The sequence below is a fragment of the Pleomorphochaeta sp. DL1XJH-081 genome, assembly GCF_049310885.1.
Lineage (GTDB): Bacteria > Spirochaetota > Spirochaetia > Sphaerochaetales > Sphaerochaetaceae > CAYZJV01.
On sequence record NZ_JBMDYO010000001.1, the window covers coordinates 416508 to 438566 of the forward strand.

The window sequence follows — 22059 nt, forward strand, 5'->3', positions numbered from 1 at the left end:
CGGAGATATCTCCGTCCGGTTACAGAGTAAAATGTGACGGACAGTTTAGAATCCGTAATCATCCACGTTGTCTGCATCGACAATAAGAGGACGATCGAAGAGAACGTTCATTCCATCAATCTGGGGAACTCCAAGAGTTGGAATTTCAAGTCCCTGCTTGATTGTGTCACGTTTTCCGTCAAGGATCAACTTTGAAAGATAGACCATTGCATAACCAGCTTCACCGGGATCCCAGAGAACAGAGAGACTAGCCGAACCATCCTTCAAGAAAGGAGCGATTTCCATGGGGCTTGTAGTACCGACAACAGCGATTTGTCCAATCAGACTTCGCTCACGTAAAGCCTGAGCAGCTCCAGGAGCACCCTGGCTACCGAAAGCCAATACAGCCTTCAAGTCGGGGTGTACACTCAGCAATTCCAATGTCTTCTGACGGGCAGCATTCCTATCTTCGGATACTGGTTGTTTTGTGGTAACCAATTCCATCTGAGGATAATTGGCTTTTTGATAAGCAATTGCTGCATCTGCCCAGATATTGTGGGCGGGAACAGTCAAAGAACCAACAAATACAACGTATTTCCCTTTACCATCGGTTCGAGCTGCAATCTCTTTCATCATAGTTTCACCGAACTTCACATTATCGATCATCTCAACATTGAAGTCACCAGCTTCCTGATTGGGAGATTCATGGGTCATTACTACTATCCCCTGCTCTTTTGCCCGATTGAACGCCGGAACAACAGAATTAGCATCGTTAGGCACGACCATGATTGCATTTACACCCTGATTGATGGCATCTTCGATAAGACGGACTTGCTGGGCTTCATCGGCAGCTGCAGGAGCTTGCATGTAAGCCTCTACGCCATATTCATCCGCAGCCTGTAACATCCCCTTTTCAAGAGCATTGAACCATGCAGCGCGCAATTTTGGAATTGCTACCATGGTATATTGCCCATCTTCCGCAGCCGCAGCTTCCTGTTCGCCAGCGGCATACAGTCCTTGCATCGCTATGAGCAACACAAGACCAAGAAGCAAAATTTTTCCTACCTTCTTCATACGTACCTCCAAATAAATGTACTTTCTGCCACACCTGTGGCAGTCAAACACTAACGAAACCACTACTGTTGTGGTGGATATGTTCGTATCGGGGGTGGAATCTCTCCAGCATTACCCAGCTCCAGTACAGCGCCGACCTTATCTACGGATTCAAGATAATAGAATTCATCTTCTCCAATCCTTCCGCTTTGGATTACTTCATACCCCTTCTTTCGATACTCCTCAACGGCTTTGGCACAATCGGAATAGTAGAATTTCACATGTTGAAGACCATATCCATGTTTTTCAATGAACTCATTGTATATGCTATAACCGTCAAGAGGCTGCATCAATTCATATTGGATTGGACCAACCCAGGTAACGGCTAACGCATAATGCTGAGTATTGGGTTTTCCCCGATACATACTCTCTTGAACAGTCTCTGGTCCATACTCATACACATCCCAGGGACCGATTCCAAAATCTTCCCAGAAATGTTTCATTGCCTTATCAATATCTTCTACCACTTGTGCGACTTGTACCAATTGCCCATCTTTCATATCCTGTCCTCCATATTAAGCGAATTTATGGGGAATACCCTCTAAATTCGTATGGCGATAATGCATTTCCTTGATATCCACTTTATATCGTTCAATCAACATCATGGTGACGATATCTGTAAAGAGGAACATCGACTGCTCAAGTAAAGAGGCCATCGGTTGTACGGATGGCACTTCCAGTTCTCCTCCGAAAATTTGTCCTGGAACACGAACAGTAAAATCTGCTAGTTGACCATGTTCATTTTCAGGGTGTGCAGTGAGCAATCCTATCTTGGCACCTGCATCCTTCGCACATTTGATTACATTCAATTCAACATTGGTCACTGCACAAATTCCCAGCAAGAGATCGCCTTCTCCAATCCTCGGAGTAGTGGTGTCGTATACGATATAGGTATCAAACCCCATATGTTTAAGACGCATAGCAAATCCACGGACAGACAATTGCATTCTACCCATAGCATAAAGCTGAATGGTCTTTGCCTTTCCAATTTCCTCTATAAGGACGTCCAGCTCTTTTGTGTCGACCTTATCAAGCACGGTCCTATTCTCTTTGATTACGATATCGACCAATTCCGTATAGTTCATAAAAACCTCCATTCGATGGTTCTATCTTCATTGTAAACGCCGGATTTTTGAGTTGTCAACAATTAAATAATAATTTTTTTCCAACTTGATTAAATATTTTTACATGTTTATTACAAGTATTACTAACTCTTTTTAATTAAAATAATTATACGTATATATAGAATGATTTTTTTATAATAAAAGGTGTAATTAACTAAATGTTAACTAAATACATTTTACAAGTTGTTTCGATGTATGTAAATTTTTGCAACTATTACAAGTTTTGGAGCTACTGTTTCGGAAAAATCTTCTCTGGAGGTTGTCTGCGTTTTGGACGCTCGATTAATTCAATCGTTGTACCAAGTAGATCCTCAGTCTCCAAGTAAGCGAAATAGCCATCACCGTCCGGACCATGCCCTCCGCCTTCCATGGAAACAACTAATCCCGCCTCTTTAACTATTTGGAGAGCTTCTTCCATATTGTCAACTAAAAAACCCAAGTGCTGGATTCCATATCCATGCTTATGTATGAAATCAGCGTATACCGTATCACCTTCCAAATGTTGGATAATTTCTATCCTAGTATCTCCAAAATATGATAGAGCAACTTTCATACGATATTCGGTTGGCTTACCATATCGCTTCATCGTCTTGAGCAATGGTTTGCCATACGTATAGAAATGCCAAGGACCAATCCCAAACAAAGAATGGTAAGACATAACGGTTTCTTCAAGATCTTCGACTACATAGGCTACTTGTGCTACTCCACGAGAAAGAAATGGTAATTTGGATTGCATCTTCCTTATTTTTTCGTGTTCCATAGTCTCCTCCCAACTTAGCTTTTCTTCAGTAGACGTTCACCGACTGCCCCACCAGGATGGATTACTGCAAACTTTTCCTGGGAATATCCTGTCAATTCCATGACAGCAATGCAAAGAGCATCGAACATTGCAACAACTGTGAGAGTGCTTGTAGTCGCCAGCATATTGAACGAATCCGCCTCTTTTTCGACTCTAACAAGCAGCACATGGTCACTTGCTTTCGCTAGAGGAGAGTCAACTCTCTCTGTGACAGCGACAATAACTGCATGCTTCTCTTTTAAAGAGGGTATCAGTTGTACTATTTCACGTGTCCCTCCACCTTTGGAGAGAAGAAATACAATATCATTCTTCTGGATCGCACCGAGAGCGCCATGTACTGCATCTGCCGGATTTAGATACATGGATGGAATTTCAATGCAAGAGAGTGTATGGGCAAGTTTTCGGGCTGCTATACCACTTGTTCCCACTCCACAAGTAAATACACGTCCTTCGTGATCAGCCAGAACCCTTACGAGATTACAGAAAGCTTCTTTATCATATATTTTACGTAGACGTTCAATCTCGTATGCAGCTATTTCCCAAACTCTTTCTGCCCTATCAAGAATTTCACTATTATCCATATGTAAAATGAACCATATTCCAACATATCTTTCAATAGATGATTTTATATAAAATGAGAGATAAAAATCATTCAATTACAGTCACAGTCCCAGCCATGTTTGGGAAGTAACCGTTATACTCCGATGCTAACATACGGGAAGCTTCGTTCCCTGTGCAATGAGAAGCCCCCAATTTGGGAATGGAACGTTCGATCAAATCTTTAACAACGGTGTCCCTGCGTTCCGAAGAGGCATCGAAGAGATGGATTCCTCCAATCAACATATAAAGTGGTTTCGAGAACCGAGAACGGATGGAATCGACAATATTGAGAATTCCAGGGTGGGAACAACCTACGATCAAAACAAGACCATGGGGAGAATCGATAACCATCGCAATCTCATCTGAGAATGTATCGATTTTCTTCTTTCCCTCGTTCTCTGTAACAAATCGAGGGTTTAGCTGCTCAATGGGATGTATTCGATCGAAACCACTTACCAGCCAAATGCCAGGATGTATCATCACCGTATCATTGCACACGGTATGCCACATCAAATTATACATGCTGGTCAATTTTGCATCATAATCAAGCCCGAGATAACGTAAGCCATCAGGCTCATCAGCATACTTTGCTATTGAGAATCCACGTCCCGTCCAAAGGGAGAGGGCTGTATAAGAAAATGACTCGAGCAGAGGAACCAAACCTCCTCCATGATCGTAGTGGGCATGACTGATCACAAGGTGATCCAACCGAGACAAATCCACACCAAGTTTTTCAGCATTCCTCAGAAACGCCCCGCCCATTCCTGTATCAAAAAGAATCCGAACCGGGCCTACTTCCACAAAGCAGGAAAACCCATGTTCGGATTCTAAATCCAGATTTGGCATTGCATGATTATCTATAAGCGTGGTAATCCTGACCATGTCGGCCCCCTGTTATTCCTTCGTTAGTAAATGATACACAAGGAATTAACAGCACGCAAGGATAATTGGACACGAACTACCAATCTTTCTATCAATCCTCTTGAGGGGGAAGGATTTGCTTCAAGAACTCAAGTGTCCTTTCATGCTCAGGAGCACTGAACATCTTCTCAGGAGAAGCTTCTTCAAGGATTATCCCATCGTCCATGAAGACAACACGGTCAGCGACCTCCTTGGCGAACCACATCTCATGGGTTACCACCAGCATGGTCATACCCCGTTTTGCCAGATCGGTCATAACCGTAAGCACTTCTCCAACGAGTTCTGGGTCCAATGCACTTGTCGGTTCATCGAATAGCATGATTTTCGGATCCATAGCCAATGCACGAGCAATCGCAACGCGCTGCTTCTGTCCCCCGGAAAGCATTGAAGGATACACCTCAGCCTTATCACTCAGCCCGACCTGATCGAGCAGATCCAAAGCCTTTGACCGTGCTTCATCTTTCGGCATTCCTTTCACTTGAATCATTCCTTCCATGACATTTTGAATAACCGTCATGTGGGGGAACAAATTGAAATGCTGAAATACCATACCAAGTTCCTGACGAACCTTGTTAAGCTGTTTTTCTTGGTGCCTTATTCGTTTGCCTTCGATGTAAATCTTGCCATCCTTGGACTTCTCGAGGAAGTTCACACAACGCAAGAGAGTACTCTTTCCACTCCCGGAGGCTCCGATTATAACGACCACTTCACCTTTCTTCACGCTGAGGGATACGTTCTTGAGAACATGAAGTTCTCCGTAAAATTTATTCAGTTTCTCTATACGTAAGAATGGCGCATTCGGATCGATCGGCTCTTTCTTCTTCTTGATCGGATTCTTTGTCTTATCTTTTTTTTCAGTCACGGTCGCTCACCTTCAGTCTGGTTTCGATTCGATGGATTACGTAGGATAATACGCTTGTCATCAATAGGTACCAGATACCTACAATGATAAACATCTCCATGTACATGAATGTTGAAGATCCCATCTGTCTGCCTCGAAGCATAAGTTCGGGAACAGCAATGGTAGAAGCAAGCGAACTGTCCTTGAGTGCAATAATCAACTGATTTCCCAATGAGGGAACTGCTCGTTTGAAGGCCTGAGGGAGAATAATCCTCCGCATTGCCTTACCTTTGGGCATCCCAAGGCTCCTAGCAGCCTCCATCTGACCATAGTGGATCGATTGGATCGACCCCCGGAAAATCTCCGCTATATAGGCTCCGTTATGGACACCCAATGCTATAACAGCAGAAGGAATGGGAGCTATGGTGACGATCGATGTCAATCCATAATAGACGATGAACAGCTGCACCAGAAGTGGTGTTCCGCGAATCAAGAAGATATAAGCCCGGCTTATCGATGATAGGGGCTTGTTGCTCGACAGGCGCCCCAAAGCAACCACAAGGCCGATCACCAGGCCCAGCAGTACGCCGAGCCCTGTGATCTGTACCGTGTACCATGCCGCTTCTCCGAATAGGAAGAATCGTGAGGGAATCGCCCCCAAATCCCACGGTATAATTTTCATTGGCATATGTTGTATCTACCTTACTTACGGGTAATGTCTTCGCCATTGAACCACTTGGCGCTGATTTCACTGAGTGTTCCGTCGTCATGCATCTCCTGCAATGCAGCATTCACTCTTTCACGGAGATCGTCATCGTCTTCATGGAATGCGATACCCATGGTCTCAGCCCTCAAGACAGAACCGATTGCAGTGACATTCTCGCCACCCTTCATCTTAGTGACAGCATTGAGACCAACAACCCTATCGGTCAGGACTCCGTCGTTACGACCATTGATCAACTCGAGAAGAGTCTGATTGTCGTCTTCATACAGTTTGGCTTGAACACCAAGGTCAACAGCATCCTGCTCGAAGGTAGTTCCGGTAACCAGTCCAATGGTATGTGAGCTATCAAGTTCTTCAACACTTTCGATCCCACTATCCTTCAGAACGAATACCTGTGCACCGCTGTAATAGTAGGGAATGGAGAAATCTACCCGCTCTTCGCGTTCGTCAGTTATCGCCATACTACCGAGGATACCATCATACCGTCTGGCTCGGAGTCCTTCGATGATACCATCCCATGCGGTTGTGACATATTCCATCTCCATGCCAAGCTTATCTGCGATTGCCTGAGCTACATCGACATCGAACCCTTCAACTTCTCCAGACTCATTCATATAGTTGAATGGAGGGTAACCGCCGGAACCGGCGAAGCTAATCGTATTGTCTTCAGCTTCCTGCTGCCCTTGTGCGAATGCGAGAGGAATGGTAATCAAAAGTAAAATTCCTACAGTTGCAATAGTTTTCCACAGTCGTTTCGTATTCATCATATCTACTCCTTATTTGGTGGATTTACCTAAGTATACCACTATAGATGGTGTGTCGGCAACCCCTTCGGAAATTTTAAAAGAATATCTGATATGGAATTAGCGTATAACTCACTATATACCGTAAAGTTATAGCCACTTAATGTGACGTTTTTCACAATGGTTTTTAATGAGTAATTTTTTGCTTTTTATGCTTGTCAACCCCACCTTGGGAATTTGTTAAAGGTAGAAGTCGAGCAGGAAAATGTTCCAGAAAATCGTCACTGAATCGGTAGCTATATTGTAATAAATTCCGGTCGTAGCACCGCGTTCACGCAACTTGAATTGTGGCCCACCGGCTGAAATCGGATTTATCCGTAGGAATGGACCATAGGAGGATCCATCTACAGGATTGCCCATGAACCCTAAGCTCAAGTAGGCGTTTCCATAGGGAGGAATTTCGCCGACAGCGGAATGACTATAGACCGGCCCCATGAGAGCGAAAGAGATCGCACCTCCCCCCATGAGGTTTCCTATCGGTTTAGGAGAGGCTTGTGTCACAACGAACGTTTCCACCTCCCACCGGGAAGCAAACCCTGTGACTAAACCCATCTGCACGTGGATGCCTTCTTCAACCATACCACCTTGAGGTCGTGCATCGAATGTCCCCACAGAAATGCCGACATCAATTGCTGGAAGAGTCCCAATTGTGATGAGTAATAGAAGTGTTAATATCAAGGGTATTCTTTTCATATCAGCCTTACCACAGATAATGGGAAATCTCGAAGAGCCGGACTCCCCACCCCCAAGTATCGGTAGTGAAGTCTCTGACAGCAGCAATTCCTGCTATACCGATATACTTATCACCATAATGGAAAGATATGGGTTGAAGAAGAAAAGTACCAGCTACCAAACCGCTTCCAATGGGATTATAGGTTAAGGTTGCCTCAATCTTTGGAATAAGAGCACTATCCCTACGGAACATCCGTGAGAACGGATGCTCTTGAAAGACGAATAATCCTGTTCCAACTCCCATGGTTACCAGAGGAACAGACCAAAGGTCACCATCAGTAGAAACTGTTACCCCTAATTGTAACTGGGGATGGGTAGCCACAGCACCGAACGGTTCGTAGATCATAGAAAGATGCAGATGTTCACTACGAGTGAACGCATGAGAGTCATATCCATCCAAAGCTATACGATATCCTCCAGACCATGGATTTGCCCATGCTGGAGCAATAATTCCGATTAGCAATACGAGGAAGAGAATGATGGATAGCAACCTACAACGCATACTCACCCCCATACCTGCATAAGGACATAGTTGAACCAACTACGGAAATTACGATAGGAGAGAGCCTCTTTACGAGTGACGGGGCGGCAATGTTCCAAAAGCGTATCCACATACGCCATTGAATATTCGGCAACCCGATGATCCTCGAATAGGATATTCATCTCCCGTGACAGTGTCTGGGATCGAAGATTATAGTTCGCACTTCCAACGGTTACCAGGGTATCATCTGCAATCATAAGCTTAAGGTGAAGGAAAGCCTTCATGGGTGATTCAAACATCCATACATTCACCCCAATATCCAAGAGATCCAACACGCCATAACGGGAGGCCATTTCATACTTCGGTTGTGTCGAATTAGCCGATAAGATTACATTCACTGAAACTCCTCTTTCTACGGCATAACGGAGACGATCGAGGAGAGCTGGAGTGAGGAAGGTATACCCTTGGACAAGCCACAATTCATCCTCTGCATACATACTGAAAAGATCGAACAGCGAAGAAATACTCGATCGCGAAGGCCAGTTGTGGTCCAAAAACCAGAGAGCAGTATTTGACTCGCCTGTAGGCAATTCGTTATTCACGACGAAATCATCCGTATGCAAGCGTTGTGGACTATATCGATTCCACGTATCAACAAAGGTTTCCAATACTGCCTCTGTCGCCCCTGGAGAGATGATCTCAGCCATGGTATCAATATTGCCCATCCCTGACGGCCAATCAATAGAGGTCTGATTGACGTTAATACCTCCAACCGCAAGCAGTTCACCATCGAATACCCAATATTTACGATGATCCCTATCGAGCAGGTTGGGAAGGAAGAATAAATTGCTCATAGATAGGGAGTTATATTCGACTACATCGAGTCCCAAATCCCGCAGATACATGAATGCAGCTTTGATTCGCTCATTCGATATAGGAATCATCTGGAAATTTGATGACGAGTCAATCATAATATAAACACGAACACCTTCAGCAGCTTTCTTCGCAAGAGCTTGCCAGACAGGAGCAGTAGACTCATGTTCTACCCCAAGAAATGTAGAAACAAGAATATAATCGGTCGCTTTTTCTATCAGTTCAAGTGACCGTACATTCCATTCAGCACCAGTATTATAATATTTGGGCAGGGTAGATCCGTAGGAAGGGATCTTTCGATCCTCCATGTATTTGGCGACATCTACTACATCATGCTTGTATTCATTGCGCAAACTCTCCAATCGATTGGTGGTTGAGCAACTAGTAAGGACCACGGCAATCGTACATGAAAGGAGAACAAACAACATATATCGTAAAGAACTACGCCTACGCATAATAGAAAAATATAACAAACAAGTGCATCAAGATAAAAGCCTTTATAGGGAGTAAAAGAATAACTTTTTCTGATATATCGTAATAAAAAACTCTTATATTGGAATTCCCGCGTGACTTCTCTTTCGATAGATGCTCTTTTCGTATAGATTTTCCAACTCGCCATGAACGAGAGGTTCGATACAACGCCTATCATTATAGCATTTCCCAAGAACGGATCTGCTATCCGCTTTTGGCCAGTCCAAAGCTCCTTCTACCATAAAAGTGACTATGTCCCGCTGGATCTCATCAGCAATTTTGTATACCGGTTGCATATCTCCCATGAGAAGGAACATCGGACGGACAAGTACCGGTTTGAAATTCCCAAACACATAGGGAAGATCACTGGAATGAATTGCATGCATACCATTCATTCGGAGGGCTCGGGTCTCGAAATCAAATCGATACATCCATGCATTCCCCGTTGTACCGATTGCCTGTGCGAACCACGTGCTTGAGATCCTGAACAACAAATCTGTGTACATCATGGACATCCCTCGATCTTCACCAAACAGAGTTTTATAGGTTTCTTCAAGTTCTACTTGCAGTTGTGAGGACTCCAGTTCCAATCCCCTTGTAACAATTGCCCCTACATCGAGAAATCTAGCCAGAGGTCGAATGGCCATGAAACCCATCTCTTCTTTCGTTGTTCCAATGAGCATGGGAACGAGTACTTTCCCTTCTGTTGCCCCTCGGATGGGATAATCGGTAACAGTAGTTCCATCTACGGTTACCCTGAATGTAGCTGCACCCATTCCGTAACTACGGATAAACTTCTTCTGGAGAGTGATCATCCCATCAAAATCATGGGCAAGCAACTCTTTCGCTGATTTAATTTTGGCCATCTCAAGAAATGCTTCGGTACCTTGTTCGCATAATGATGGTGATTGAACTTGAGTCGGACCTCCACTCATCATTACAGCACGATGGAACAACCCCCTACATGCCGATGATGTGGCAAGGGCAGAGACTATAGTGCCTCCAGCTGACTGACCGATGATGGTTATGCAATCGGGATCCCCCCCAAAATCGAGGATGTGGTCTCTCACCCAATTGAGCGCCAAAACGATATCCTGTACCCCATTGTTCGGTCCATAGCTGGAATCGAGAACACCAAAATCCAAAAATCCATATACTCCCAGTCTATAGTTGCAAGTCACTACAACAATATCGTGCTTGCTGGCTAAGTAGGAGCCATGATAGTAGGATTCACTGCCAGCACCATGATTGAGCGACCCACCATGAATATAAAATAGGACTGGACGTCTTTTCCCATCTGCAGCTGGAGACCAGATGTTGAGAGTAAGGCTATCTGTGGATACTTTTTTCCTCAGGAAACTCCGCTGTGGGCATATCCCGCTATAGCTAGATGCATCAAGAATTCCTTTCCAGGCAGGAACAGGCTCTGGGGGCAAGAACTGTTGCTCCTTCACCAGAGGAACGGCATAAGGAATTCCTTTCCAACTGAGAACACCCCTATCGAGTGCTCCTTTGATTCTACCGAGCGAGGTGGTGACCATGGTTTGTGTTTCAGGCATCGCGCTCCTCCTGGATCCGATTGTAGAATCCAATTGCACAAAGGACAACCACAAACCTGTAAAAACAGACTAGACAGAATTGAAAAATTGTTTTAAGGTGCTTCTTGCATGGGCGATTAACTCAGCGGGAGAGTGCTACCTTGACGTGGTAGAAGTCACAAGTTCAATCCTTGTATCGCCCAAAAGGCGACCGATACGAAATCGGTCGCCTTTTTCATAAACATCCAGCCAGAAGACACCACATGGAGCACCATGCTTATCAGGAACCTGACAGATTCCCCCTAGGATCGTTCCAGTGGGAAAAAGCGAATGGTTACCAACTATTGCACAGCGTCCCTGCGGCTTTTACCGCTCCCTTTGATCCCCGATCTGCTGCCTGCCAAACAGCCTCAAATAAGGTGGTAGAGCTATACTGAATCTCCTCCTGTCACGTAGCGACATGATAACGCTTTGCAACACTATGAAGAAATACAGCAAAAGTCCGCTTACCATTGCTTGGAAATTTGATTGAACTCCTGCCGCACGAATCAATTCATTGATTACCAGAAGAGTCAACGTTCCTATTGGAGCTCCGAGTAGGTTTCCTACCCCACCGTTGAGCAATGTACCGCCAATGATAGCCGAGGCTATTGCTTTCATTTCGGCTCCTGCCGCATTTCCGACATTGCCGGCTCCAGTTGTCATTATATACACAAACCCCGCAATACCGGCTGTCAAACCACTAATCACATAGGTAATGAAGATTGTTCTCTTTACATTGATACCAAGCATCATCGCGCTATGGGTATTTCCTCCGACGGCGTAGACATTGCGTCCGAAACGTGACCACTTCATCAAAGATGCAAGGATGATAAGTAGGATCACAACAACTATAGCACCAGGTTTTATCTCACATGGTATGAAAACACCCAGTCTGTTCTTCGTCCCAAGCCATGCAATGACTATATCAAAATCCCTCAAACTGACGAAAGCTGGCATCGTTACATTGATCGGATCCTTATGGAGTGTCGTCAGTAGCCCCTGTGCCAGGAACAAGCCCGACAACGTAATGATGAACGGCTGGATCTCTAGATAGGCTATAAGATATCCATGCAGGATTCCAAATGCGATACCTATGCCAAGCGCAACAAAGACGGCTCCCCAAACGCTCCCCATCTCAGATTCCAAGAAGACCGCACAGGCCATTGTCACCAAGCCACACACTGAGCCTATCGAGATATCGATACCGCCCCCGATCATGACGATACACAACCCAAGGGTCATGATAATGAGTGGGGCATTTAGATTGAACAAGTCGAAGAATGTCTGGAACTGCATGAAACTATTCGGGAAGCTGATGATCGCAAACAGATACATCAGTACAAATATGACCGCAGCTATGAGAAACAGAATATTTGAATTCGATAGTCTTGCCTTTGGTTTGATCATGTCCACAGATGCCATCCTATTCCCCCTGCTTCTTGGCTATGATTGTGGTGGAAACAATTCCCTTGTGTTGGCTTGAAGCATGTCCCCGAGACCGAATCCTGTCCACAGTCTTGCTCATGAAAGCCCTGACCACGGGCGATGCGACTACCATGAGAATGATAATGAAGACGGCTTTGAATACTTTGATCATCGCCGGTTCTATCTCCAGCCTGAGAAGAGTCCTATTCAGCATCTCTATCGTGTAGGCACCGATTATGGAACCGGTGATGCTGAACTTTCCACCGACAAGTGAGTTACCGCCGATAGCCACGGCGAGAATCGCATCCATCATGATAAGCTTGAGTAAGTTGACGCTGTCGTGACGTCCTGCCTTGTTAACTGCAATGAAACCGGCAACTGCGGTACAGACTCCCATGATCAAGAAGGTCAGGAATATGATTTTCTTCGGGTTGATCCCATTCAGACGTGCAGCATTCGGGTTGATGCCGACAGTTTCTACATAGAGTCTGAGATTCGTGGTTTTGATAACCACCGCAACAATTGCGATGAAGACCACTGTCAGGATTATCGGTGTTTGTATCGGGACTCCCGGTATTACCGTACCTATCTGATTCGATATATCGTTAGCCAGGATTGGTGATAATTTACCGTCTATCATGAAGGCTATGGACCTTCCTCCCGTAAACAGTATAAGCGAGGCTACCATTGGCTGGACCTTGAATACCGAAACCAGGGTACCGTTGAAAGCGCCAAGAACCATGCCGGCGATACAACTCAAGAGGAACCCTGCCACGATGACTGGCAGTGTGACTTCACCGGCCTGCAGGACATACTGGACAAATACGGCAGAAGTAATGGTGGCACTTACCCCGATACTGATGTCCTGCCCCCGCGAAGCTCCAGTCACCAGCGTCATACCGATGGAGAGGATGACCAATTCGGAAGCACCGAACAGGATATTCGGTATGTTCCCGTAGAATGCTCCGTTTACCATGGTGATGTGGAAATAATCGGCACCTTTTATGAGATTGATGATGATGAGCAACGTCATCACCGAGATGGGAAGGACCAGGTGAGAAATGTTCTTTATCAATTTACTCATGTGTTCTTCCCCCCTGTGCTATTACGGTCATAACATCACTCTCCGTCAATTCCGACCCCCTAAGCTCCCCTACAATTTCACGGTCTTTCATGACTATCAATCGGGTACAGGTTCGAATCATCTCGTCGATTTCTGAAGAGATGAATGTCAGGCTCATCCCGCTAGCGGCAAGATTGAGCACCAGTTTTTGGATCTCAACCTTGGTCCCGACATCGATACCACGGGTTGGTTCATCCAGAATCAGGTACTCCGGGTTGGTAAGGAGCCAGCGAGCAAGGATGACTTTCTGCTGGTTGCCTCCTGAAAGAGATTTGATCGGTGTGTTTGCTGTTGGCGTCTTGATGTTCAACTTCCCAATGTACTCATCGGCAAATATCTGTGCCTGATTCTTTGAAAAAGGCTTGAAAAAGCCTTTCATGACCTGCAAGGCTAGGATGATATTGTCGCGTACCGACAGGTCCTCGATAATGCCATCACCCTTTCGGTCCTCCGGTAAGTAACCTATTCCTTGTTTCATTGCGTGCAGCGGTGTTTTGATTTTCACCCTCTTGCCCTTCATCCTTACTTCACCACCAGTTGTCTTGTCAGCGGCGAATATGGCACGGACACTTTCACTACGTCCGGAGCCGAGTAGACCAGCGAATCCGTTCACTTCGCCTTTCTGTATGGCGAAGTCGAAGGGTCTTACTCCCGCGGTACTCGAAAGCCCTTTTCCTTCAAAGACAGGGGTGGATGTATCGAATACGATCGGTCCATGTTTCTTAAGGGTTGTAATATCCTCAAGTACATTTCCCAGCATCTTCGAGATCAGTTCGATTTGTGGGAGCGAGATCGTTTCATATTCGCCGACTAGCTTTCCATTGCGAAGAACAGTGATCCTGTCGCTGATTTCGTATACTTGTTCGAGAAAATGAGTGATGAAGATGATTCCTACGCCCCGCTCTTTCAGCTCACGCATGAGCGTGAAGAGTTTCTGTACCTCGTCTTCATCAAGAGAGGATGTCGGCTCGTCCAGTATGAGAATCTTGCAATCCATATCCACCGCTCGTGCGATGGCAATCATCTGCTGTACAGCAAGCGAGCAGCTCGCGAGTTCCTGGATCGGACTTGCCGGAATACCGAGGGAATCAAGCAATTGTGCCGCCTTTTCGTTCATCTGCCTCCATTTGATGACCGGGCTGTGACTACGGCCGATAAACATATTTTCAGCCACAGTCAAATTTGGACACAACGTTATTTCCTGGTAGACTGTACCTATTCCCTTGTTTTGCGCCTCTTCCGGCGTCTTGAAGTTGATAGGCTCCCCATATAGGGTAATCAAGCCGGCGTCTTTTTCGTAGACTCCGGTAATGACTTTAATCAGTGTTGACTTGCCAGCCCCGTTTTCTCCCATGAGTGCATGGATTTCACCCTTTCGAAGCTTGAAGTCTACGCTATCCAGAGCTTTGACCCCAGGAAATGATTTGCTGATATCCTTCATTTCGAGTATGGTTTCTGACAACAATCAAAGATCTCCTTATAATGATACGGTACAAGTCAACTGCGGTGCGGTTTGTGGAATCATCTCCACGCACCGCACTGCATCTATAACATTCATGTGATTGTAATTTCTTACAAATACCTACCTTGTGATTACACCGTTACCAGGATCTGCATTGATTCCCCATTTCGCGATGAGTTCATCGGTAATCGTGTCAGTAGTCAAGAGCAGCTCTTCCTGGTAGACAACTCCACTAGGCATTTTCCCGCTCTTGATCCATTCAGAAATCTGAGCTGCCTGACGTGGGTTGCATTGCATATCGGCATCCCAGTAACCAGCCTGTACGTTTCTGAGTGCAAATCGGTTAAAATCGAATCCAATGACCTTGACCTTTCCGCCCTTGCCATGACTGATTCCAGCTGCCTCGAGTGCCTGTACAGCTCCTTGTGCCATGCCATCATTCTGAGCGTAGATGACGTTGAAATCCTTACCTGCAGCAATTGCTGCTTCGACAACTTTACGTGCTTCCTCAAGACTCCAGCTGTCTCCACCTGTTCCATCGGCAACGATAGTGAGTTTCCCTGCTTTAGCTGCGTCAAGAACGGCTGCACTTCGGCCAATTTCTGCAGCAGAACCCATCTGTCCGCGAATAAGGATCAGGTTGATCTCATCAAGATCCAGACCCAACACCCATTCGACAGCCTTCTCACCTTCATAAGCCATATCCGAGAGGATTGCGGCCTGGTAATTGGATTCATCTGTATCAATAGCACGGTCAAAGAGAATTACTTGGATACCTGCATCCTTCGCTGACTTCAAAGTATCATCCCATCCAGAAGCGTTTGCTGCTGAGATCAAGAGATAGTCCACTCCGTCTCGGATGTAGCCTTTTGCGGCAGCAATCTGCTCACTGTTGTCCATAGTGTTGGTCTGTTTTGCGTCATAACCATTAGCTTCTGAGAACACTGCGTTCATGTCTTCAACGTTAGCCTGTCGATATCCGGATTCTTCTGGTGGCAGATTTACAATACCAACCTTGGTTAAACCAGACTCTTGCTGACCAGCTGCGAATAGAGCTCCCGCCCCCAGCACAATAAGAACCATAAAAATACCTAGAGTTTTTTTCATGTGTCCCTCCTTTTAAGGAATCATAAGAAATAGATAGTTGCTTAGCGGCAACGCCGCATCTATGCATGAAATCCTAAGGTCAGCCATTTCAGAAGTACATGAAGTATTCTATGGAGTTTGGTAAGATATTTTACGCTTTCAAGATAAATATTGAGAAAGGAGTAAAAAGGTTTGATATTATATGGAGAACTTTCAATATCTTACGATATCTGGTGAAACATCGCACCAGTCAAGAAAAGTTTACACAACGTGACATGAGCTAGTTTCTTTTTTTTACCGTTGGCATGAATGGTTATAGACTTGTTTTATCTTTTCCAAGTCAACCTACTTTCTGAAGGTACTCCGATACTCCCGTGGAGACATACCGGTCTGTTTCTTGAATATAAAGCTGAAGTAGTGGGGATCACTGTAGCCGGTTTCATAGGTAATATCAGAACAACGCATATCACTCTCCAACAGAAGTTGTTTGGCTCGCTTGATCCGGACCGAAGTAAGGTATTCAATAAATGTGGTACCACTACCTTGGCTGAATACAGTACTGAAATGGTTTGGACTCATATAAACGTGGGCTGCTACGGATTGCAGAGAAATATCGGACTTATGGTAAGATTGTTTTATATGCTCCTTGGCCTTGTTTATGATGGTCAAGTGCCGTGAATGTATCGATGCGTTCGCATCCGGATCCTCTGGAGCATACCTATCCTCCATTTGCAGATCTCCTGCACTAATTATGGTCCTTTCCCTAGATTGGGCCATATAACGCATAGCATTGTAGGCATAGGCATATGAACGTTTGGTCTCATGCAAATGGTCGACCACGGAGCCAATACCAATCGAAACCTTGCAATCGGTATTTCTCTCGATCTCGAATTTCAAGGATTGTGCCAATGGATAAATGGATTCATCAACCAAAGATTCATTCATATGCTTGAATAAGAGAATCTCCTTCTCCACACTCTGGGAAAAATGGATAATCTCATGACGATCCTTCACGAGAAAGTCCAATAATGATTTGGCCTTAGCACACTGGCGGAAATCGTCTGAATCGATCGGAAAATCCACCACCATGACAACATACCCTCCGGGAAGCAAATCGAGTCCCATCTCATGTGATTTCCCAATGATATCCTCATTCTCCATAAGGCCGATAACCATATCATTCAAAAACCGCTCTCGTATGATCTCATCAGAGGACTGTACCCGTATCTCCAATGATTCTACATGATCAAGTCGCTCCTTTTCCTCAACAATCTGCCTAGCTACTTTATCGAGCGATCTAATCATCTCAGCTGCCGAAACCGGCTTCAACAAATATTCCTCCACCCCGATCGAGATAGCCTCCTTGGCATATTGGAATTCATCATGACCAGATAAGATGATTATCTTCATCCAAGGTTGGTCTTTCCTCACGATTCGAGCAAGCGCGAGACCATCCATAAATGGCATTTTTATATCGGTAATTAGAATATCTGGTTTGATATCCCGGATTATGGGAAGAGCTATTTCCCCATCAGGAGCTTCTCCTACCAGCGTGTAGGGAGTATTTTCCCAGGGAATACTATTTCGGATTCCCTCCCTGGCGACAATTTCATCTTCTACCAAAAATACACTAAACATGGTTTTCCCTCTTGGGCAGTTTGAACAGAACCTTCGTCCCTTCTCCATATGTACTGGTTATCTCCAACTGGGTGAAGTTTGTATAGTAAAGGGACAATCGTTTGTTGACATTATAGAGACCGTAGACATCATTGATTTGGGATGATTCGAGATCCGCCTGTATCTGGCTTCTTATCTGCTCAAGTTTGGATGCGGTCATTCCTATGCCGTTGTCCTCTACCTGGAAGCAGAGAAATTGAGCCTCTTGCCAGCCTTTGACCATAAGTGTTCCCCGTCCCCGTTTGTTCTTAATACCATGGTATAGGGCGTTTTCAACCAGTGGTTGTAGGAGCAACTTCAACATGGGTTCGTTATCCATGGTCGTATCGTAATCTATCGAGTAATCAAGAATATCCCGGTATCTGATTTTCTGGATTGTGAGATAATTGCTGATATGTTCAAATTCATCACGTACGGTTACCCATTCCTTGCCACGATTGAGCGATGCCCTGAAAAAATTCGAAAAGTTCCTGGTAACAGAGATCACTTGGTCATGCTGATGCCCCTCTGCAAGCCACACGATAGTATCGAGGGTATTATAGAGGAAGTGGGGGGAGATCTGGGCTTGTAAAGCACGCATTTCAGACTTTTGCAGGTTCTTCTGCTCCTGGATATTGATATCGATCAATTCGTGGATCTTCCGAGCCATCGTATTCAAATTCTCAGTAAGTGTATCGAGCTCCTCTACATGAGGTTTTTCAGCTCTCGCATCTAGATTTCCTGCTGCAATCTCATTGGAGAGCTTTTCCAATTCTTTAATTGGATTATTGATCCTTCGAGAAACCGATTTCTGTGTATGGATAGCGAATAGCATGACGACAAGGACAAGAAGTATCTGGAGAATCGAGAGTAATACAGCAGTGCTCTTTATTTGTTCATTCGTCTCGGCGGCAAGTTCAATTTCAAGAACGATGAAGTCTTGTAAGATATCGGAGACCAGTTCAGTCACTCCTCGGATCTCATCGAGAATTTTTTCATTTTCCGTGACCAAGAAATGGTGTTCCATCTGCAATCCCAGCCGATCAACATACTGGCTCAGAGTGTTCATAGCGCGACCGGTAACCTCCAAGAGCTGGCGACTCTCGGTAACTCCTGTATTCAATTTTATTTGCTGGAGTCTATTATTTATATCATCGATAATCTCGTATTGCTCACCTTCAGAGAAAGTCTTATTACCAGCAACGATATCCCATAGTTCATTAGTGATATCCATTTGCACAATCTGGTTAACCCGGTTCGTCCTATTTACATTGGTGATCATCCGGTCGTATCTGACGGTCTGAAACCAAGAGAAAGAAAGGCTGACTACAGGAGCGAGAATCATAAGGATAATGATGATCACATAGGAGTTTTGGATAGTCTGTTGTATGCTCGTACTATTGAGAATTCTCCGAAATAAGCCGACATGCGCTCTATGTGATTCCATATGGTCAGTATCCCCGGGGTTCTAGAGAAGAGAGGTCATCGGTTTCATAGAATACCTCTTCATCGACATGTTGGAATCTTGGAATGCTCTCACCCCGTGCGAGCTTTTTAGTCAATTCCATGATAGCCGGTCCAGTATTCGGATTACATTCGATCACGCAGTTAACCTCACCTCTTCTCAAGGCCTCTATCGCTGCCTGCTCTGCATCGATCGTGACGATAACGATATCGGATCCCGGCTGTAGATCCCTTTCATACATCGCATCGATGATGCCTAACGTCATACCATCGTTGTGAGAGTAGATTGCATCGATATCATCGAATTCTTTCAAGATCCTACTCATGATCTCATATCCCTTGGATCGAAGGAAATCTCCCGATTCGCTGTGGATGATCTCGAATTCGGGGTGATCGTCGAGTCCTTGGCGGAAACCTGCCGCCCTACCCAAAGCCACCGAAGACCCCTCTGTACCACTGATTTCTATGATCCGTATAGGACGATTTTCGATTTGTGAAAACTTATCAAGTATAAACTGGGCTGCATCGCGCCCTTCCCTCTCACTATCGGTACCAATGAAGCCTGCGTATAGATTCTCATTCGCTGTCTCTATTTTTCGATCCGTGACTAGTACCGGAATACCGGCATCCTTTGCCTCCTGGAGAATATTGTCCCATCCTGTGGCTACGATAGGGACGAAGGCAATTACATCGACCTGATAGGCAATGAATGATCGCATAGCCTTTATTTGGTTTTCCTGTTTCTGCTCGGCGTTATCAAATAGCAGTTGAATATGGCTCTCTTCAGCTGCCTCTACGATAGATTGGGTATTGCGCTTTCTCCAAGAACTCTCCGCTCCAATCTGTGAAAACCCGAGTATAATTCCATTTCTCGGAGTATCCGCTACTAACACTTCTTTTTCGCGCTTACATTGCGTTAAAAGAGTGAACGAGAGGAGGACTAGGATGAAACACAGAAGTGTTGTGCGTCGAATATGGTTATTGTTTTTCATAGGAGACCACGACAAATTATAACAGGTCAGCTCCAGAATGCAATGTAAAGAATCCTCTATTGTATGACCCAACAAAAACTAATGCCAGAACCGAATGGTCCTGGCACTAGTAGAAAGAACGTCGTTAGAATAAGTCTTGGATGAAAGGTATGTACCTTTCGTTCCTAGCACTCGCTCGGAAAATCAGCTATTCACTGTGACTTTCTCATTAGTATTTATCAACGCAATCTCCTCTTCTGTGAAGTGTTTCTTTTGATACCAGGAGCCCAAGAGCCTGGAAAGAACCACCAGTGCAACAATACCGATAAGCAACAGTAGCCAACCAATCTGGATGATTGATGAGAACAGGTACAATACACCCGAGATTCCAGCTACCAACAGTGCATAGGGCACCTGAGTTTTGACGTGAGCGATATGGTCCGATCCTGCAAAAATCGAAGCCATCACCGTTGTATCGGAGATCGGACTACAGTGGTCTCCAAAAATTGCACCCGCGAAGATTGCTCCAATGATGATATGAACAAGTGGCAATCCACCTATCGAATAGGCCAATGGAACGCCGATTGGTGTCATGATCGCCATGGTTCCCCAGGAGGTTCCTGTAGAGAACGAGATGAACATACAGATCACGAATATCAGGAACGGCAAGAGTGCAGGACTCATCCACTGTTGAGTCGATTCCACGACAAAGTCGGCAGTTCCCAGCGCATCAGTAACTGCCCCGATCGACCATGCCAGAATCATGATTACCAAAGCCGGCAGCATGGTCCTAATTCCACCCATCACCGTATCTTCAATATCCTTGAAACTGAACTTCTGGATCAATGCGAGTATAATTCCGACTACAGTCATGGCGCAAGCTGCCCACTGTAGAGCGACATCGACTTCAGTATCGGCAAGAGCATCCATCAGGTTCTTTCCTTCCGGACCACCACCAGTGTACCAAAGAGCCCATATACCTACTCCGATAAGCGTGACTAAGGGGAGGATGAAGAACCATACATTTGCCTTCTCCTGATTGATAGGATCACCGAGATCCATCTCTACGGAAGAGAGCGGAACTGCTCCATCCTCAATGAGCTTACCAGTCTTCAAGGATCTCAATTCCGCCTTTGCCATGGGACCGAAATCCTTACCAAAGATGAATAGAGGAACTGCGATCAAACTGAGGATACTATAGAAGTTCCATTGTATTGAGGAAAGGAAAGCAAAATAGGGCTGGGTTTCGACCATCGAGATGGAAACGAATGCAGCTGCAATCAATGATACTTGGAAACCAATCCAGTCTGAGACTGGTCCGATCGTAGCCATTGGAGCTGCCGTCGCATCAAGAATGTATGCGAATTTTTCTTTCGAAACACGATATTTTCCGTTGATATCCTTGGATGCATTACCTGCTATGACAGAATTGACATAGTCATTGAAGAAAACGACAATTCCCAGAATCCAACCGAACATCTGTGCCCGCCTGCGGGTATTGATCTTATGTTGCAAAGATCGCACAAGTGCGTATGATCCCCCAATCTTGTACATGAAAGCGGCACCAATTCCCAAAAAGGCTACCAATACCAAGAATCGAGCATTCCACCCGTCGACCATGACATCCTTCATCCAAGTGAAAGTCATGGCAACCGCTCCAAATGGATTCCCTCCAGTGAAAATGAGTCCGCCAATCCAAATACTGACAAACAAAGAAATAACAACTTTACGTGTCAGGATGGCTAGCAGGACCGCCACCAAGGGAGGGATGATAGACCAAATACCAAACATACGGAACCTCCTTATTGTCTTCGTAACTTATATATCATTG

General features: G+C 45.2%; 21 protein-coding genes and 1 tRNA gene. 1 reads left to right on the forward strand and 21 read right to left on the reverse strand.

The features are described from left to right. Positions 1 to 45: 45 nt before the first annotated feature. The 13 genes from ACODJP_RS01875 to ACODJP_RS01935 form a co-directional block, all read right to left on the reverse strand. Entirely contained in the window at positions 46 to 1053 is a 1008-nt protein-coding gene (locus ACODJP_RS01875) for an autoinducer 2 ABC transporter substrate-binding protein (protein WP_422477884.1), read from the reverse strand. Positions 1054 to 1115: 62 nt separating this feature from the next. After that, positions 1116 to 1592, reverse strand: coding sequence for a VOC family protein (locus ACODJP_RS01880; RefSeq protein ID WP_422477886.1), 477 nt, complete (start codon positions 1590 to 1592; stop codon positions 1116 to 1118). Positions 1593 to 1607: 15 nt separating this feature from the next. Beyond that, positions 1608 to 2177, reverse strand: coding sequence for a sugar isomerase (locus ACODJP_RS01885; protein WP_422477888.1), 570 nt, complete (start codon positions 2175 to 2177; stop codon positions 1608 to 1610). Positions 2178 to 2445: 268 nt separating this feature from the next. Beyond that, on the reverse strand, positions 2446 to 2976 hold the full coding sequence (locus ACODJP_RS01890) for a VOC family protein (RefSeq protein ID WP_422477890.1): 531 nt from the start codon (positions 2974 to 2976) through the stop codon (positions 2446 to 2448). Positions 2977 to 2990: 14 nt separating this feature from the next. Beyond that, entirely contained in the window at positions 2991 to 3596 is a 606-nt protein-coding gene (locus ACODJP_RS01895) for a KpsF/GutQ family sugar-phosphate isomerase (RefSeq protein WP_422477892.1), read from the reverse strand. A gap of 67 nt (positions 3597 to 3663) precedes the next feature. Continuing rightward, the gene (locus ACODJP_RS01900) at positions 3664 to 4497 is read right to left on the reverse strand and encodes an MBL fold metallo-hydrolase (protein ID WP_422477894.1); all 834 of its coding nucleotides are present in this window, start codon (positions 4495 to 4497) and stop codon (positions 3664 to 3666) included. 91 nt (positions 4498 to 4588) lie between these two features. After that, positions 4589 to 5344 carry an amino acid ABC transporter ATP-binding protein gene (locus ACODJP_RS01905; protein WP_422478837.1) on the reverse strand — a complete coding sequence of 252 codons (756 nt, stop codon included), beginning with the start codon at positions 5342 to 5344 and terminating at the stop codon, positions 4589 to 4591. 46 nt (positions 5345 to 5390) lie between these two features. Further along, positions 5391 to 6059 (reverse strand): amino acid ABC transporter permease, encoded by a 669-nt coding sequence (locus ACODJP_RS01910; protein ID WP_422477896.1) that lies wholly within the window; start codon positions 6057 to 6059, stop codon positions 5391 to 5393. Between the two features lie 20 nt (positions 6060 to 6079). Further along, positions 6080 to 6865, reverse strand: a complete 786-nt coding sequence (locus ACODJP_RS01915; protein ID WP_422477898.1) for an ABC transporter substrate-binding protein — start codon at positions 6863 to 6865, stop codon at positions 6080 to 6082. Positions 6866 to 7084: 219 nt separating this feature from the next. Then, complete coding sequence (locus tag ACODJP_RS01920) at positions 7085 to 7597, reverse strand: hypothetical protein (RefSeq protein WP_422477900.1); 513 nt, start codon at positions 7595 to 7597, stop codon at positions 7085 to 7087. Positions 7598 to 7604: 7 nt separating this feature from the next. After that, complete coding sequence (locus tag ACODJP_RS01925; RefSeq protein WP_422477902.1) at positions 7605 to 8138, reverse strand: hypothetical protein; 534 nt, start codon at positions 8136 to 8138, stop codon at positions 7605 to 7607. Positions 8139 to 8140: 2 nt separating this feature from the next. Further along, entirely contained in the window at positions 8141 to 9445 is a 1305-nt protein-coding gene (locus tag ACODJP_RS01930) for a phospholipase D-like domain-containing protein (RefSeq protein ID WP_422477904.1), read from the reverse strand. A 93-nt stretch (positions 9446 to 9538) separates the two neighbouring features. Beyond that, a complete protein-coding gene (locus tag ACODJP_RS01935) occupies positions 9539 to 11020 on the reverse strand; it encodes a carboxylesterase/lipase family protein (RefSeq protein WP_422477906.1) in 1482 nt (493 codons plus the stop codon). Positions 11021 to 11130: 110 nt separating this feature from the next. Between ACODJP_RS01935 and ACODJP_RS01940 the strand changes: the two genes are divergently transcribed. Further along, positions 11131 to 11202, forward strand: a tRNA-Val gene (locus ACODJP_RS01940). Positions 11203 to 11365: 163 nt separating this feature from the next. On the opposite strand, the gene ACODJP_RS01945 is transcribed toward ACODJP_RS01940, so the two are convergent. The 8 genes from ACODJP_RS01945 to ACODJP_RS01980 all read right to left on the reverse strand — a co-directional run bounded on the left by ACODJP_RS01945 (position 11366) and on the right by ACODJP_RS01980 (position 22019). Then, on the reverse strand, positions 11366 to 12463 hold the full coding sequence (locus ACODJP_RS01945) for an ABC transporter permease (protein WP_422477908.1): 1098 nt from the start codon (positions 12461 to 12463) through the stop codon (positions 11366 to 11368). 1 nt (position 12464) lies between these two features. After that, entirely contained in the window at positions 12465 to 13550 is a 1086-nt protein-coding gene (locus tag ACODJP_RS01950) for an ABC transporter permease (RefSeq protein ID WP_422477910.1), read from the reverse strand. Then, the gene (locus ACODJP_RS01955) at positions 13543 to 15054 is read right to left on the reverse strand and encodes a sugar ABC transporter ATP-binding protein (RefSeq protein ID WP_422477912.1); all 1512 of its coding nucleotides are present in this window, start codon (positions 15052 to 15054) and stop codon (positions 13543 to 13545) included. Before ACODJP_RS01955 ends, ACODJP_RS01950 begins: the two co-directional genes overlap by 8 nt. Positions 15055 to 15171: 117 nt before the next feature. Further along, the gene (locus ACODJP_RS01960; RefSeq protein WP_422477914.1) at positions 15172 to 16158 is read right to left on the reverse strand and encodes a substrate-binding domain-containing protein; all 987 of its coding nucleotides are present in this window, start codon (positions 16156 to 16158) and stop codon (positions 15172 to 15174) included. A 324-nt stretch (positions 16159 to 16482) separates the two neighbouring features. After that, entirely contained in the window at positions 16483 to 17775 is a 1293-nt protein-coding gene (locus ACODJP_RS01965; protein WP_422477916.1) for a response regulator, read from the reverse strand. Further along, the gene (locus tag ACODJP_RS01970; protein ID WP_422477918.1) at positions 17768 to 19240 is read right to left on the reverse strand and encodes a sensor histidine kinase; all 1473 of its coding nucleotides are present in this window, start codon (positions 19238 to 19240) and stop codon (positions 17768 to 17770) included. Before ACODJP_RS01970 ends, ACODJP_RS01965 begins: the two co-directional genes overlap by 8 nt. A gap of 4 nt (positions 19241 to 19244) precedes the next feature. Next, positions 19245 to 20249: an ABC transporter substrate-binding protein gene (locus ACODJP_RS01975; RefSeq protein ID WP_422477920.1), complete on the reverse strand. Its 1005-nt coding sequence runs from the start codon at positions 20247 to 20249 to the stop codon at positions 19245 to 19247. Between the two features lie 183 nt (positions 20250 to 20432). Further along, positions 20433 to 22019, reverse strand: a complete 1587-nt coding sequence (locus ACODJP_RS01980) for a Na+/H+ antiporter NhaC family protein (protein WP_422477922.1) — start codon at positions 22017 to 22019, stop codon at positions 20433 to 20435. Positions 22020 to 22059 lie beyond the last annotated feature (40 nt).

Coding starts and splice junctions, on each gene's coding strand:
- ACODJP_RS01875 (WP_422477884.1), bottom strand. CDS start 1,053: ATGAAGAAGGTAGGAAAAATTTTGCTTCTTGGTCTTGTGTTGCTCATA.
- ACODJP_RS01880 (WP_422477886.1), bottom strand. CDS start 1,592: ATGAAAGATGGGCAATTGGTACAAGTCGCACAAGTGGTAGAAGATATT.
- ACODJP_RS01885 (WP_422477888.1), bottom strand. CDS start 2,177: ATGAACTATACGGAATTGGTCGATATCGTAATCAAAGAGAATAGGACC.
- ACODJP_RS01890 (WP_422477890.1), bottom strand. CDS start 2,976: ATGGAACACGAAAAAATAAGGAAGATGCAATCCAAATTACCATTTCTT.
- ACODJP_RS01895 (WP_422477892.1), bottom strand. CDS start 3,596: ATGGATAATAGTGAAATTCTTGATAGGGCAGAAAGAGTTTGGGAAATA.
- ACODJP_RS01900 (WP_422477894.1), bottom strand. CDS start 4,497: ATGGTCAGGATTACCACGCTTATAGATAATCATGCAATGCCAAATCTG.
- ACODJP_RS01910 (WP_422477896.1), bottom strand. CDS start 6,059: ATGAAAATTATACCGTGGGATTTGGGGGCGATTCCCTCACGATTCTTC.
- ACODJP_RS01915 (WP_422477898.1), bottom strand. CDS start 6,865: ATGAATACGAAACGACTGTGGAAAACTATTGCAACTGTAGGAATTTTA.
- ACODJP_RS01920 (WP_422477900.1), bottom strand. CDS start 7,597: ATGAAAAGAATACCCTTGATATTAACACTTCTATTACTCATCACAATT.
- ACODJP_RS01925 (WP_422477902.1), bottom strand. CDS start 8,138: ATGCGTTGTAGGTTGCTATCCATCATTCTCTTCCTCGTATTGCTAATC.
- ACODJP_RS01930 (WP_422477904.1), bottom strand. CDS start 9,445: ATGCGTAGGCGTAGTTCTTTACGATATATGTTGTTTGTTCTCCTTTCA.
- ACODJP_RS01935 (WP_422477906.1), bottom strand. CDS start 11,020: ATGCCTGAAACACAAACCATGGTCACCACCTCGCTCGGTAGAATCAAA.
- ACODJP_RS01945 (WP_422477908.1), bottom strand. CDS start 12,463: ATGGCATCTGTGGACATGATCAAACCAAAGGCAAGACTATCGAATTCA.
- ACODJP_RS01950 (WP_422477910.1), bottom strand. CDS start 13,550: ATGAGTAAATTGATAAAGAACATTTCTCACCTGGTCCTTCCCATCTCG.
- ACODJP_RS01960 (WP_422477914.1), bottom strand. CDS start 16,158: ATGAAAAAAACTCTAGGTATTTTTATGGTTCTTATTGTGCTGGGGGCG.
- ACODJP_RS01965 (WP_422477916.1), bottom strand. CDS start 17,775: ATGTTTAGTGTATTTTTGGTAGAAGATGAAATTGTCGCCAGGGAGGGA.
- ACODJP_RS01970 (WP_422477918.1), bottom strand. CDS start 19,240: ATGGAATCACATAGAGCGCATGTCGGCTTATTTCGGAGAATTCTCAAT.
- ACODJP_RS01975 (WP_422477920.1), bottom strand. CDS start 20,249: ATGAAAAACAATAACCATATTCGACGCACAACACTTCTGTGTTTCATC.
- ACODJP_RS01980 (WP_422477922.1), bottom strand. CDS start 22,019: ATGTTTGGTATTTGGTCTATCATCCCTCCCTTGGTGGCGGTCCTGCTA.